This is a genomic window from Solirubrobacter pauli (assembly GCF_003633755.1).
Taxonomy (GTDB): Bacteria; Actinomycetota; Thermoleophilia; order Solirubrobacterales; family Solirubrobacteraceae; genus Solirubrobacter; species Solirubrobacter pauli.
Genome location: NZ_RBIL01000002.1, coordinates 2,288,118 through 2,302,808 on the forward strand (window position 1 = coordinate 2,288,118; position 14,691 = coordinate 2,302,808).

A 14,691-nucleotide genomic window follows, 5' to 3' on the forward strand; every position below is an offset into this window, starting at 1 on the left:
TGCGTGCCATCGGAGGGAACGAGGAGCGCGCCGCCTGCCTACCGCTTCTTCAGCGTCACCCCCACCGTGGCCGTCCCGGTGTTGCGCGCGGCGTCCGTGGCGCTGACCCGCAGCACGAACGCGAGCTGCTTCTGCTTGCCCAGCGGCTTGGCGACCGCCTTGGAGACCTTGACGGTCAGCTTGAGCGTGCCGCTGCCGGTGGTCGTCGCCTTGCCGATCACGACGTACCGCTTCCCGCCGACGGTGACGGCGCTGCCCTTGACCTTGAGCTTCTTCGCGGTGGCGCTCGCCAGCAGCAGCTCCTCGGTGATCTTCGCCCGCTCGCTCACCGTGAACGACGTGGCGAGCGTGCCCTTGGCCGCGAACGTCTTGAACGCCTTGCCGGCGACCACCGCGCTGAGCTTCGACAGCTTCGGCGCGGCGGTGTCCGGGGCCGGCCCCGGGTCCGGCACGGGCGTCGACGACGGAGGCGGTGTCGGCGTCGCTTCCAACACGGGCGGCCGGTCGGCCGTGACCCGCAGCGTGTACGCCGCCGTGGCGGTGCCCACCCCGTTGCGCACGGAGAGCTCGAAGGCGAACTCGCCCGCCGTGGTCGGGACGCCGTGCACCGTGCCGTCCGGGTCGAGCGTCAGCCCGTCGGGCAGCTTCCCGGAGCCGATCGCGAACGTCGGCGAGCCGGAGCCGGTGAATGCGAACCGGTACTCGCGGCCGACCCGGGCCTCGGGCGGCGCGCCGGACGTGATGCTCGGCCCCGGCGCACCGACCGTGATCGAGAACGGGCCCTCGACGATCGTGCCGGCGGCGTTGACGATCCGGACCGAGAACGTGTGCACGCCCGTGGCGGTCGGCGTGCCGGCGAGCCGTCCGTCGGCGCCCAGCGTCAGCCCCGGCGGCAGCTGGCCGGCCGCGACCGTGAACGTCGACGGCGCCCCCGTGGCCGCGAAGACGAACGCGTACGGCGCACCGACGGCGGCGTTCGCCGTCGGCGGTCCGGAGCTGAGCACCGGGGAGGCACCGACCTGGTACGACGCCGCACCGCCGGCGGCGACCGGCATCCGCACGTCCGGCAGCTGGAACCGCTTCATCGGCTCGACCAGCCGCACGGCGTAGCTCCCGTCTTCGACGTCCGTGAAGGCGAACACGCCTTCAGCGTTGGTGACGCCGGTGCGCTTGACCTGACCGTCCGGGCCGTACAGGGCGACGAGCACACCGAGCAGCGGATCTCCCTGGCTGTCCTTGGCGGTCGCGGTCACATCCAGTCCTGGCGCGAGCTCGACCTGCACGGGGAGGCCGGCGGTGACCGGGAGCAGCTTCGACTTCGACCGCAGGGCCGCCGCGCCCAGGCGGTAGTCGCCCGGCGGTGCCATGAGGTCCACTCGGCCTTGGGCGTCGGTCTCCCCGAACGCGACCGTGCGATCGTCCTCGTCGAACAGCATGGCCGCCGCGCCCACCAACGGCTTGCCGGCCGCGTCGACCAGGGTGACGGCGGTGGTCCGCGGCCGCGGGAGCGCGATCGTCCCCGCGTCGACTGGATCGTCAGCGACGACGAGCGCGGCGCTCGCCCATGCGCCGACGCCGGTCCCACCCACCGAGGTGGCTCGCACGCGATACGTGCCGGGAGCGAGCTCGGTGAAGCTGAAGCTGCCGTCCGCCTCGACGCCGGTGTACGCCAACGTGGCGCCGTCGGAGCCGACGGCCGTGACCTGCGCCGACTGCACCGGCTCACCGGTCCCCGCCCATGTGACGCGTCCACGAAGGCCGCCCGCACGCGTGGTCGCGGATCGGGTTCCCTTGGCGGCCGAGACCGGGGCCGGCGCATCCACGCTCGGCATGTAGACGCCCTGGTTGCGCACGTAGTAGTGCGAGTCCAGGAACTCGACGAGCGGGTAGCCGGCGTCCTCCTCGACGTCCGCGTGCGACTGCAGCAGCGCGCCGTGGGCCTCGCTGCCCGACCAGCCCTTGAGCGCGACGCGCCAGACCTCGCGGTCGTCGGCGTAGTCGTTGATCGTCGCCGTCTCGCGCAGGCAGTCGTCGAAGTGGTTGGTGACCGTGGCCACCCGGATGTCCCGCGCCTGCAACATCGAGAACTCCAACCGGCGGGCCTGCACCGACGTCTTGTGCAGCAGCCACAGGTCCAGCTGGTAACGCGGGTCGAGCGAGGCGAAGTCGATCGCCAGGTCGACCGGGACCTGCCACCACTCCGAGTCGCTCGCGCAGTGCGCGTTGATCTCCGGCAGGACCATGAGCGGATGCACGGCACCGTCGACGGTGGTGATGCCGTCGATCAGATCGGGCCGTCCCTTGAGCACGGCTTCGAGCGCGATCCCGATCGCCTCGTAGCCGCCGAGCGAGTGGCCGACGACCGAGTACATCAGCGAGCGCCCGTGCTTGATCCGCCAGCACCGGTCGTAGTCGATCAAGCGGTTCGTGTAGTTCGACGCCGTGCCGCTGAGGTCGAGGACGACCTGGTCGACGAGCTCGCGGTACGTGTCGAACTTGCTGTAGGAGCTCGGCGTGAAGCGCGGACCGCCCGGCGCGTCGCAGTCGACCGTCGCGCCGTTGTAGGAGAACTCCAGCAACGTGCGGTTCGAAGCTCGCCGGTTGGGCCCGTTCTTGTAGCCCTGCTCCTGGAGCCACGCGACGAGGTTGCCGGTCTTGTCGCCGTTGCCATCACACGCGTTGGTCGCTGCCTGCTGGCTGAAGCCGTCGGTGTCGACGTGCGCCGGGCCCTTGCGGCTGTCGCAGCCGAGCTCGCTGGTCTTGGTGGTGATCTTGGTCTGCCCGGGACCGTCGAGGCTGCTGTTGAGGCCCATCGCCACGACCACGGCGGTCTCGCGGTTGCACTTGCCGTCGAAGGTCGCGCTCCACGTGCGCGAGTCGCCGTCGGAGTTCTTCGCCGTGACGTCGACCTTGACCGTCTGGTTGCCGGTCAGCCCGATGTCGAAGGGTGCTTGGACCTTGTGCCCGGTCAGGCCGGTCTGCTGCTTGACGGTGCTGCCGGACCGGATCGTGTACTCGGCGACGTCGAAGAACTCGTCCTCGAAGCTGAAGTTGATCGTGCCGGACGCCGGTCCTCCCTGCGTGACCGCGCACATGTGCTCATCGTCGCTCGGCCACCCGTACTCGGCATCGATGTCCGGGAGCGTGACGCCGTCCGCCGGCTCGCCCGAGACCAGCTTGTGGCTCATGAGCGGCTTGCCGTTGACGATCGGGCTGATCGCGTAGTAGCGCTTGGCCGCGTCGGCGAGGTTGCGGATGACCGCGCGTGGCTTGCCCGCATCGCTGGGCAGGATCTGCGCGTTCGGATCCGGGGTGGCCGGGAACTGCTCGTCCGGCGCCGCCGTCGAGTAGACCGCGTAGCCGGTGGCGCCCGGGACCGGGTCCCAGCGCAGGCCCAGCTTGTCCTTCATCGGGAAGACGCGGACCTGGGGAGCGCTGTCCGGCGGGTTGACGTCCGGGTGGGTCGTGATCGCGAACGGCATGCCCTTCACGCCGGCGCCGTAGCTGACGGCCGAGTCGTCGAGGTCCAAGCGACCGCTGAACGTCGGCACGAGCACGTAGTCGTGATCGAGTGTCGCGCCCGGCTCGAGCGTGCCCGCCGAGTGCGCGAGCTGCTCGCGCGGCTGGTAGATGAAGTTCCGCGCGCCCTGCTTGAGGAGCTCGAGCGAGACGTTGTACACCGGCACGTCCGCGACGTTCTTCAGGCCGACGGTGACGTGGAACGGGTGGCCCTCGTGCGCGGTCTCGTCGGCGTCGACGGTCAGGCGGAGCGCGGACGCGCCCCACACCTTCAGCGGGTCGTCCATCTTCGCCTGGACCGCGATCGAGCGGCCGAACGGCTCCAGCGTCGCGGCGTAGTCGGCACCGAGGGTGTACGAGCCCTCCTTGTCGCCGCGCACGATCCAGCTCACGGACGCGCTCTGGCCGCCCGCGAGGTCGGGGAACGGCTGCTGGAGGCGCTCGCCCCGCCCGGTCGGGGCGAGGCTGAGCCCCGCCTCCATCCCGAGCGTCGCCACGCCGTGGCGCAGGACGAACTGCGGGTCGGGCGCGAGGTTGTGCACCGTCATCGCCACCTCGAAGAACTCCTTCAGCCACTTGGCCCGGCCGGGGATGACGAGCGTGGTCAGCCCCGCCTGGCCGTCGCCGAGGTCGACGTGGTCGACCACCACGCGGCCGCCGCCACCACCGCCACCGCCTCCGGAGCAGCGCAGGCGCGTGCAGGAGAGGCCGTTGCCGCCACCGAGGAAGCCGCCGTTGCTCGCGTGGCCGGACAGCGACGTCGTGCCGAGCTTGATCGTGAACTCGACGACGTTCTGGTTGCTCGGGTCGTTCTCGTTGATCCCGAGGGCGCGGATCTCCGCGAGGCTGAGCGGGCGCGAGGTCACCTCCGCCTTCGCGACCTCCCCCTTGGGCAGGTCCAGCGTGACCTGGCCGGAGCCGATCACCTGCGTCACCGGCGCGCTCCCGGGAAGGTGCCCGGGAGCGTAGGCGAGCGCGGTGTAGGCGCCGTCGGGCAGCCCGCGCAGGCGGGCGCGGCCGCTCGCGTCGGTCACGGCCGCCACGCGTTGCCCCGTGCTGGCGGTGATGAGGACATCGGCGTTGCGGACCGGCACTCCGGAGGAGGTCACCGTGGCGAGGATCCCGGGCGCGTCCTCGGGGCGGATCACGGTCACCGTCGCGGTGTCCGAGTCGCTCGCCGAGCCACCTTCCACGGTCAGCGTCGCGGTGTAGGTGCCGGCGTTCGCGTAGCTGTGCGTGACGACCTCACCCGTCGCGGACTGCCCGTCGCCGAACGTCCAGGTGCGGCGCTCGATCCCGGCCGGCGGCCGAGAGCCCGACCCGTCGAACGTGACCGTCTCGCCCGCGACCGCGTACAGGTCGTCGCCGGCGTTCGCGCTCAGCGGCTCCGCCAGCGACACGAGCACCGTTCGGGTCACGACGTGGGTCGCCAGCCCGTCGCCGACCTCGAGCCGGACGACGAACGTCCCGGCGCGTGCGTAGGTGTGCGCGAGCGGGGCGTGCGGGAACGCCCCGGACTGGACCACGCCGTCCCCCCAGGCGATGCGGTAGTCCAGGTCGGTGTCGTCCGCGTCGGTCGCGCCGATCGTGGCCTGCAGCGGCTGGCCGATCGTGACCGCGTCCGGCGTCACCACCAGGCTGCCGAGCGGCGTCTCGTTGACGTAGCGGAAGGTCGTCGTCGCGGGGCTCGCGTCGACGTTGCCGGCTCGGTCGGTGGACCGTACGCGGAACGTGTGCTCACCCGGGACCAGCGCACGCAGGTCGAACGCTTGGCCGGACGTGCAGCTCGCGAAGGGCTCGCTGTCGAATGCGCACTGGAACGTGCTGGAGGCCTCAGAGGAGGTGAAGCTGAACCGCAGCTCGGCGTGCACCGGACCGTCGGGTCGGCCGGTGATGGTGGTGTCGGGAGCGGTCCGGTCGACCGTGAAGCGGCGCTCGGCCGGCGTGGCATCGACGTTGCCGGCCCGGTCCACCGCCCGCACCTGCACGACGTGCGCCCCGTCCGCGAGCCCGGGCAGCGCGAGCGGCGAGGAGCAGGCCGCGAACGTGGCGCCGTCGACCGCGCACTCGAAGTGCGCGCCAATCGTCGGCGAGCTGAAGCTCACGGCCGGCTCGGTCGCCGCGGTGACGTCGGCGGGACCGGAGTCGATCGCGGTCTCCGGCAACCCCGTCTCGACGGTGAAGGTGCGCGTGACCGTGCTCTGGTTGCCGGCCTTGTCGGTTCCACGGATCGTGAACGAGTAGGTGCGATCGGCCAGCCCCGGGAGCGTGACCGGCGAGGCGCACGTGCCGAACGCGCCGCTGTCGAGCCGGCAGGTGAACGTCGCGGTGGCGTCCGTGGAGGACCAGGCGAACGTCGCGTCGCGCTGGTTGGTGTACTCGGGCGGCGCCTGGTCGACCGTGACCGCCGGCGGGGTCCGGTCCACCGTGAACGCGAGCCGCTCAGGCGTCGGGTCGGCGTTGCCCGCGGCGTCGACGGCGCGCACTTCGAACGTCCGCTCCCCCTCGGGGACGGCGATCGTCCAGGGCGACGTGCAAGCCGCGAACGCGGCGTCGTCGAGCCGACACTCGAAGCGCGAGCCGGCCTCATCGGCGACGAAGCCGAACGTGGCGCTCGTCGTGTTGATGATCGCGGCCGGGCCGTCGGTGAGCGTCGTCTCCGGCGGGTCGGCGTCGGTGATCACCCGCAGACGCAGCGAGGTCGCCCCGACCGCCGCGCCGTCCCCCTCGAGGACGAGCCGGTACAGCTTGCCGGCTTCTATGCCGACGGTCAGCACGCGGCCGGGCGACCCGGCCGGGCATGACTGGGTCGAGCTGACCGTGGTCGCCCGCACCAGCCCGGTGAGCGTCGTGCCGGTGTACGCCGCGAGATGGACGGAGGTCGGGGAGCCGCAGCTGTCGAGCGTGAGCTGGCCGCTGTCCGTGGCCGTCCACGCGTACCAGATCGTGCGCCGGCCGCCCGCGGCGTTGTGCACGGGCTCGTTGTCCTCGGCCGAGGACCCCTCGAGCGTCCCCGCGACGGTCGTGTCGCGCCCGGTGAGGGTGACGGCCCCCGCGAAGCGGTCGTTGGCCGGCGGGTTCAGCTGCAGGCGCGCGATGCCGCCGGTGCCGCCGTAGGCGGACAGGCCGAAGTAGTACGTCGTGCCGGCGGTCGCCGTGAAGGTCACCACGCTGCGGCTGTTGCAGCCGGCGCCGAAGACGTTCTGGCCGACGCGGTTGGCGACGCTCACCGCGGTCCGGTAGACGGACAGCTGGGTCTGGTAGTCGCTGCCGCAGGCGTTCACCTCGGCGGTCCCGCTGGACGGCGCGGTCCAGCGCCACCAGACCGAGCGCGCACCTGAGCTCACGTCGGTCGGCTCGCCGTCCTGGGTCGTGGCGACGTCCGTGCGCGCCGTCCCCGAGGCGCGAGCCCCGGTGAGCGTGGTCGCATCGGCGATGTCGTCGTTGCCGGCGGCGCCGATCGAGAGCGAGAACGGGCCCGTCGCGCCTGCCTTGCCGTCGACCGCGACGAGGTAGTCCGTGCCGGCCGCGACGTCGAGCTTGATCGCCGCGCGGTCCGCGCACGGCCCGGCCCCGCCGGCCGCCGCGGCCAGCTCGCGCAGGTCGGTGTCGTAGACGCCGAGCACCGTGGCGAAGCCGCTCGCGCAGGTCTTCAGCGAGAGCTTCTGCGTCGTCGTCGCCCGGACGCGGTACCAGACCGAGGCGGCGGCGGCCTGCCCGTCGCGGCTCGGCTCGCCCGCCTCGCTCGTGGCGAACGCGGTCGTCCCGGTGATGACCTGCTGGTCGCCCACGGTGATGGCGTCCGCGCGATCGTCGTTGGTCGGTGCCAGCGCCGCCTGCAGCGTGAACGCGTCGCCCGCGCCGTCGACCGCGATGCGGTACGTCGTGCCGCTCGTCACGCGGGTGCGGATGCGGGCTCCGTGCCCGTCCGCGCAGCCGGCGACCGGCCCGCTGGAGGCGACCGACGCCAGCGTGGCCAGGGTCGAGCCCGTGTAGAGCGCGAGCCGGGTGTCCGACGGGCTCGCCAGGCAGGTCGACAGCTCCGCGGCGCCCGAGCGCGGCGGCGTCCACGTGTACCAGGCCGAGCGCGTCGCGACGGTTCCCGCGTGTGCCGGCTCGCCCGGCTCGGCGAGGCTGTGCGCGGTGCTGCCCGTGGCTGTCGGCGCCGCGCCGTTGATGGTCTGCGCGGCCGCGAAGAGGTCGTTGGCCGGCGGTAGCCACAGCAGGAACTCGCCCTCGGCGCCGTTCTTGCCGTCCACCGCGACGTAGTACTCCTGCCCGGCCGTGGCCGTGAAGGTCACGCGTGCGGCGGTCGTCCCGCAGCCGTTGTCATCGGCGACCACGGGCGTGAGCGCGGTGCCTGAGCGGGTGTAGACCGCCAGCAGCGCGTCCAGCCCGGAGCCGCACGTGTCCAGGGAGACGGGCCCGGTGCGCGCCGGTGTCCAGTGGAACCAGACCGAGCGGCCCCCGGTGAGCCCGGCGTGCTGCGGCTCGCCCGGCTCGGTCGACGCCGCCGACGTGGTGCCGGCGACCGCGCCGCTGCCGGCCATCGGCGCGGCGAACGCGATGTCGTCGTTGGCGGGGGCGAGCGCGAGCGCGAGCGTGAACTGGCCCTCGGCCAGCGGCGCCCCGCCGTCGACGGCGACGTACCGCTGGCCGGTCGCTCCACGCAACGAGATGACGCGGCAGGTGACGCCGTCGATCACGCGCGTCGTCGGCGTGCCGGACGCGATCAGCGACGGCAGCGACGTGCCGGTGTAGGCCGCCAGCGCGGGTGTGGGACCGCCGGTCGGGCAGGCGCGCAGCTCGAGGTTGCGCGTGTCGGCGAGCGTGAAGCGATACCAGACCGAGTGGTCGCCGCCGGCGCCCCCGTGGTCGGGCTCAGACGGCTGGCGGCCCGCGTCGACGAGGCTGCCGGAGACCACCGAGCCACCCGTCAGCGTCTGCGCCGCCGCGAAGTCGTCGTTGGCGGCGCCCATGGCGTAGCGCAGGCGGAAGGAACCCTCCGAGTCGCCGTGCCCGGTGACGGCGAGCTTGTAGGTCGTGCCCTCGTCGACGTGGACGCGGATACGGCTGCCGCGGCCGCCGGAGCCGCATCCGGGCGAGTCGTCGTTGAACGCCACGGGCGTCGTCGCCGCCCCGCTGTAGAGCGCCAGCGCGGTGTCGTAGTCGGTGCCCGCGCAGGTGTCCATCCGCAGGGTTCCGGACCGCGGCGCGGTCCACGAGTACCAGACGGAGGCCTGCCCGCCCGCATCGGCGTGGTCGGGCTCGTCGGGTTCGCGGCCCGCGGCACTGGTCGTCCCGTCCACGGCGTAGCCCGTGAGGTTCCCGAGGTTCTCGGCGTCGGCCCGCAGGTCGTTGGCCGGTGCGAGCCGCCCGTAGACGCTGAAGTAGCCCGCGTTGGCCGCGGTGGCGTCGACCGCGAAGCGGTAGGTCACGCCCGCGGTCGCCGCGAACCGGATGCGCTGGCCGGACGCCGTCCCGCACGTGCTGCGCGGCAGCGGGCTGACCGCGATGAGCGCCGCCAGGCCGTCACCGGTGTACGCGCCCAACCGCGTGGAGGGGTACCCGCACGTCTCGACCGTCGCCAGGCCGCTCCGCGGCGGCGTCCACGCGTACCACACGGACCGTTGCGGGGCGGAGCCGGCGTGTGCCGGCTCACCGGCCTGCGCGGTGGCCCGGGTGAGGTAGCCCGACCCGTAGAAGGACTCGCCCTGTGCCTGGTCCGCGGCGGCGAAGAAGTCGTTCAAGGGTGGGAGCGACAGGAGGAACTCGCCGAGGTCGCCACCCTTGCTGTCGACCGCGATGAGGTAGGTCGTCCCGGCGCCGGCGTCGAACGTGACGCGGCTGCCCGTCCCGCCGTTGCCGCAGCCGGCCGTGTCGTCGTTCGCGGCCGTCGCCGTCGTGCTCGTGCCCGCGTAGACCGCGAGCAGCGTGTCCAGGTTGCCGCCCGTGAGGATCGCGCAGGTGTCGATCACCACCGGGCCGGACACCCTCGGGGTCCACCGGTACCAGACCGACTGCCCACCGGGCCGGCCGGCGTGATCGGGCTCGCCCGGCTCCTTGGTCGCCAGGTCCAGCGAGCCCACGACCGTGTCGCTCGTGATCGTCGACGCGTCGGCGCGGTTGTCGTGGGTCGGCCGGGTCCGCAGGCGCAGCGAGAACGGGCCGGCCTGCCCGAGTCGCGAGTCGACGGCGACGTAGTACGTCTCGTTGGCGCTGTAGTCGAAGTCGACCAGGCTCTGCTTGCCGTTGCCACAGCCCGCGGTGTCGTCGTTGAGGCCGACCGGCGCCAGGTCCTCGCCGCGGTAGACGCCGATGATCGTGTCGGTCGCCTCGCCCACGCAGCTCGTCACCCGCGCGCGGCCGCTGTCGTACGGCCGCCACACGTACCACACCGACGCAGCGCCACCGTGTGCCGGCTCGCCCGCCTCGTGCGTGGCCGAGATCGTCGTCCCGCCCGTGGAGTAGTAGAGCGATGAGGCGTACGCGCGGTCGTCGTTGACCGGCGCCGTGCCCGTGTCGAGTTTGAAGTCGGCGTCGGTGAGGCCGGCGATGTCGACCGCGATCCGGTAGGTGCGCGTGCCGCTGTCCGGAGGGTTCCAGGCGACGCGCGCCCCGTTGCCGCCGGCGCACCCGCTGAGCGGGCCGGCGGCGGCGATCGGGGTCAGCGCCGCGACGCTCGTCCCCTCGTAGACCGCGATCCGCGTCGGAGCGGTCGACCCCGTGCAGGTGCTGACGATCTGCTTCGCGGTCGTGTTGGTGGTCAGCGTGTACCAGACCGACCGCGCGGCCGCGCTTCCCGCGTGCGCGGGCTCCCCGGCTTCGGGCGTGGCCAGCGTGGTCGTGCCGGCGGCAGAGCCGCTGAGCGTGGCGGCCGTCCCGAACGCGTCGTTGGTCGGCTGGGTGCGGGCCTTGAGCGTGAACGTGCCCTCGGCGCCGTCGCGCCCATCGACGGCGACGTGGTAGCTCGCGCCCGCGGTCGCCGCGAACGTGACCGGGGCGCACGGGGAGCCGCTGTCACCCAACGACGTGCCCGTCTCGTCGTAGACCGCGAGCAGCGAGGCGAACGTCGCGGTGCAGGCGTCCAGCCACACGCGACCCGTCGTGGTCGGTCGCAGCACGTACCAGACGGAGTGGCCGCCCGCGTTGCCCGCGTGGGCGGCCTCGCCCGGCTCCTTGGTGGCGCGGACGTTGGTCGCGGACAGCTCGGTGACGTTCGGCAGCAGGATGGCCTGCGCGCGGTCGTCGTTGCTCGGCACGGCCAGCACCGGCTGCGGGTGCAGCACGATGCGGAAGCGGCCGAAGTCGCCGTCGCGGCCGTCCAGCGCGAGCCAGTACGTGGTGCCGGCCACCGCGTCGAAGGTGACCTTGCTGGTGCCGTCGCCGCAGCCGCTGTCGTCGTCGGCGGTGAGTCGCTCGAGCTGTCCGAGGGCAGCGCCGCGATAGACGGCGAGCACGGTGTCGAAGTGGCTGCCACAGGTGCCGAAGGTGACGCTGCGGCTGGTGGTCGCGTCGTAGCGGAACCAGACCGAGCGCGACGGCGGCTGGTCGGCGTGCGCCGGTTCGCCCGCCTCGGCGGTCGCCAGGGTCGTCGTCCCGAGCTGCTCCGGGGCGGCGACGGTGAGCGCCGTCGCGGCGGCGAACGCGTCGTTGGCGGGCGGGAGCGTCGGGGTCCCGCCGCCGCTGTAGCGGACGCGGATGTCCATGCGGGCGACCGCCTCGTGGCCGGCCCGGTCACGCACCCGCAGGCGCACGCGGTTGGTCCCGGAGTACCGGAACGAGGTCGTGGCGGTCGCGCCGGTCGCGTCGTCGAACTGCCGGTCGTCGTCGAGGTCCCAGTCGTAGGCGACGATGTCGTCCTGGCGGTCGGTCGAGGTCGAGCGCAGGGTGACCGTCTCGCCCTCCAACGGACGCTCGGGCGAGGCCGTGAACGACACCTTGGGTGCCGTCTTGGACTGCACGCGGATCACCTTGTAGGCGACGCCGACGCCGCGGGCGGCGTCACGCACCTGCAAGCCCACGCGGACGTTGCCGGCGGTCGGCACCGGCAGCACGGCGCTGGCGCCTGTGGCGTCGTCGAACTGACCGTCGTTGTCGAGGTCCCACCGCTGGGCGACGAGGCCGTCGTCCGGGTCGCTGGACGTGCTCGCCAGCGTGACCGTCGCGCCCTCGTCGGGCTCGAGGTCCGACACCGTGAACGCGGCCGACGGCGGACGGCTGCCGACCTCGTAGGTGCCGCGGATGGTCGTGCTCGCGCCGGCCTCGTCGGTGATGCGCAGGCCGAGCGTGATCGACGGCGCGACGAGCGTGACGCTCACGTTCCGGCCAGTGCGATCGTCGTACTGGCCGTCGCCGTCGAGGTCCCACGCGTACGTCCAGCCCGTCGTGTCCCACTCGGTCACGCGAGCGCTGAAGATCGCGCTGCGCCCGGCGACGAGCTGATCCGCCGAGGACTGGATCCAGCCCGTCGGTGGCAGCGCGCCCGTGGCGGGGCGCAAGTCGAACGTCGCGATCGTGGTCGCGCCCTCCGAGTCGGTCGCCTTCATCGCGAGCGTCTGCGGCGCGGACGAGGTCGGCGTCCAGTACCCGCTGCTCAGCACGTCGTCGAAGTCCCCGTCGCCGTCGAGGTCGAACGTCGCGTTCGCGTAGCCGTCCTCGCGATCGTAGGCGTAGTAGTCGATGTAGACGCGCTGGCCGACGCGGGGTTCCTCTGACGGGCGGAAGCTCTGGATCACGGGCGCGAGGTTCGACGCGACCGCCGTCGTGCTGATCGCCGCCACGCTGGAGGCGCCGGACGGGTCGCTGACCCGCACGCGGACGACACGTACGCCCGGGGTCGTGAACGTCACGCTCGGGAACGAGGACGCGCCGTCGTCGAAGGCGCCGTCCTCGTCGAGGTCCCAGGCGTACGTGATCGGGTCGCCGTCGGGGTCGGAGGCGGTCGCGTACGGCATCACCGCGACGCCCGTGCGGACCACGCTGCGCAGGCTGATCGTGGCGCGCGGCGCGCGGTTGGCCTGCGTGCCGCCGACGACCGTCATCAGCAGCGTCCCGACGCCGGTCGCGCCGCCCTGATCGGTGGCGCGCACGCGGACCCGGTGGATTCCGGTGGTGCCGAACGTGACGGGTAGCGAGCTCGAGAAGTTGCTGGACGTGTCGACGAAGTCGTCGAAGATGCCGTCCTCGTCGGTGTCCCACTCCCACTTGACGATCCGGTCGTCGCTGGCGGTGGAGTCCTCCTGGGCGCGCAGCGTGACGGGGCGGCCGACCGTGGCGACGGTCGTGCCGTCGGGCGTGTTGACGTTGATCAGCGGGGCCGTGTTGCCGTCGTGGACGGCGATCACTGCGCGCTGGATCGTCGTCGCGCCGCCGTTGTCGGTGACCTTCGCCGCGATCGCGTACGTGCCCGCGACCGCGAACGTGGTGCCGACCGACGAGGTCGTGCCGTCGTCGAAGTCGCCGTCGTCGTCCAGGTCCCAGGCGTAGCCGGCGATCGTCCCGTCGGCATCGGAGGTCGACGCGTAGAACGACGTGCCGACGCCCGCGCGCGGGCTGCCCGAGGTGCTGATGTACAGCGTCGGCGCGAGGTTCCCGGTCGCGGGCGACACGGTGATCACGCCGCGACCGACCGCGGCCCCGTAGCCGTTGCTGACGCGGACCCGGACGTCATAGCTGCCCGCGCTCGGGAACGCACGCGTGACGTACGAGCCCTCGAAGTCGTCGAAGGCGCCGTCGCCGTCGAGGTCCCACTCGTACATCTGGTCCGCGACGTAGGAGGCCGAGAACGACACGCTCTGCCCCGCTCGCGCGGCGGCGGTCTGGTAGATCTGCGGCGGCCGCGGCGGGGTGCCGTCGATGCGGATCGCCCGGCGGCTGGTGGTGACCAGGCCGCCGGTGTCCGTCACGCGCACGCCGACCTCGACGGTTCCGGGCTGCGTCACCGGCAGCTGCGCGGAGGAGGACTGGTAGGAGCTGGGGTAGTCGAACTCGTCCACGCGATCCTCGTAGACCTGGTCCCCGTCGAGGTCCCAGGCGATCTGGCGGATCCCACCGTCGGAGTCCTGCGCGTAGGCGTTCGCGAACAGCCGCCCGCCGCTGACCGACGTGGTGAACGACACCAACGTGGGCGGTGCCGAGTCGGCCGAGACGTGCACCGACTGGCGTCCGATGCCCGTCGCGCCTTCGCCGTCGGTCACCTTCACGCCGACCTCGTAGGAGCCGGCGGTCGGGAACGTGGTGCTGACCGACTGCTCCGCGCCCGCGTCGGTCTCGTAGCTGCCGTCGCCGTCGAGGTCGAACTGGAAGCGGGCGATCTCGCCGTCGACGTCCGACGCGGACGCGTAGAGCTCGACCGGCTCGCCGGGCCGGGTGATCGCCGGGTAGACGCTGACCGACGTGATGGGAGCGAGGTTGCCCGTGCGCACGTCCACCTGCTTGGTGGCGGTCGTGGTGGCGCCGGCGTCGTCGGTGAAGCGCACGCGCACGGTGCGCCGCCCCTCCTGCGCGAACGTGGTCGTGGCCTCGCCGGCCGCGTCCGCCGCCGTCTCGAAGGCGCCGTCGCCGTCGAGGTCGAACGCGACCGCGGTGACCGTGCCGTCGGTGTCGTACGGATAGGAGCGCAGCGTGACCGGCGCGCCCACGCGCGGCACGAAGGGCGTGATGTACAGGCTCCCGCCGGGCGCGCGGTTGTCCACGTGGGCCTCGACCGTGCGCTCGACGAGCGCCACCCGGCCGACGTCGTCGGTGACCCGCACCGCCACCCGGTGCGCGCCCGGCCCGGTGAAGCGGGTCGTCACGTTGCGGGTCGAGCCGTCGTCATAGCTGCCGTCGTCGTCGAGGTCCCACGCATACGCGATGACACGACCGGTCGCTCCGGCGGTGAGCGTGACGTCGCCGCCGACCCGTGGCGTCGTCGGGGACGCCAGCAGGCGCGGCTTCGGGCTTGCGACGTCGCAGCCGCCGGCGTCGTAGCCGTCGTAGCCTGCGCTGGAGCAGTCCGTGAGGTCGTAGCCGCCGAGATCGTCCGGCACCGACTGCGCGCCGGCCGGAGCGGCGAACGCGAGCAGCGCGGCGATCAGTGATGCCGTACAGCGGCCAGCGATGCGCTTCCGTGCCATCCGTGCAACCCGTTCCCTCTCGGACCTCGCAGCCCTGGTCCGTCAGGCCGCC

The 14,691-nt window shown here is 72.9% G+C and carries 1 protein-coding gene; it reads right to left on the minus strand.

Going from position 1 to position 14,691, the window contains the following annotated elements:
• Positions 1-38: 38 nt before the first annotated feature.
• Positions 39-14,639, minus strand: coding sequence for a PKD domain-containing protein (locus tag C8N24_RS30350; protein ID WP_121257321.1), 14,601 nt, complete (start codon positions 14,637-14,639; stop codon positions 39-41).
• Positions 14,640-14,691 lie beyond the last annotated feature (52 nt).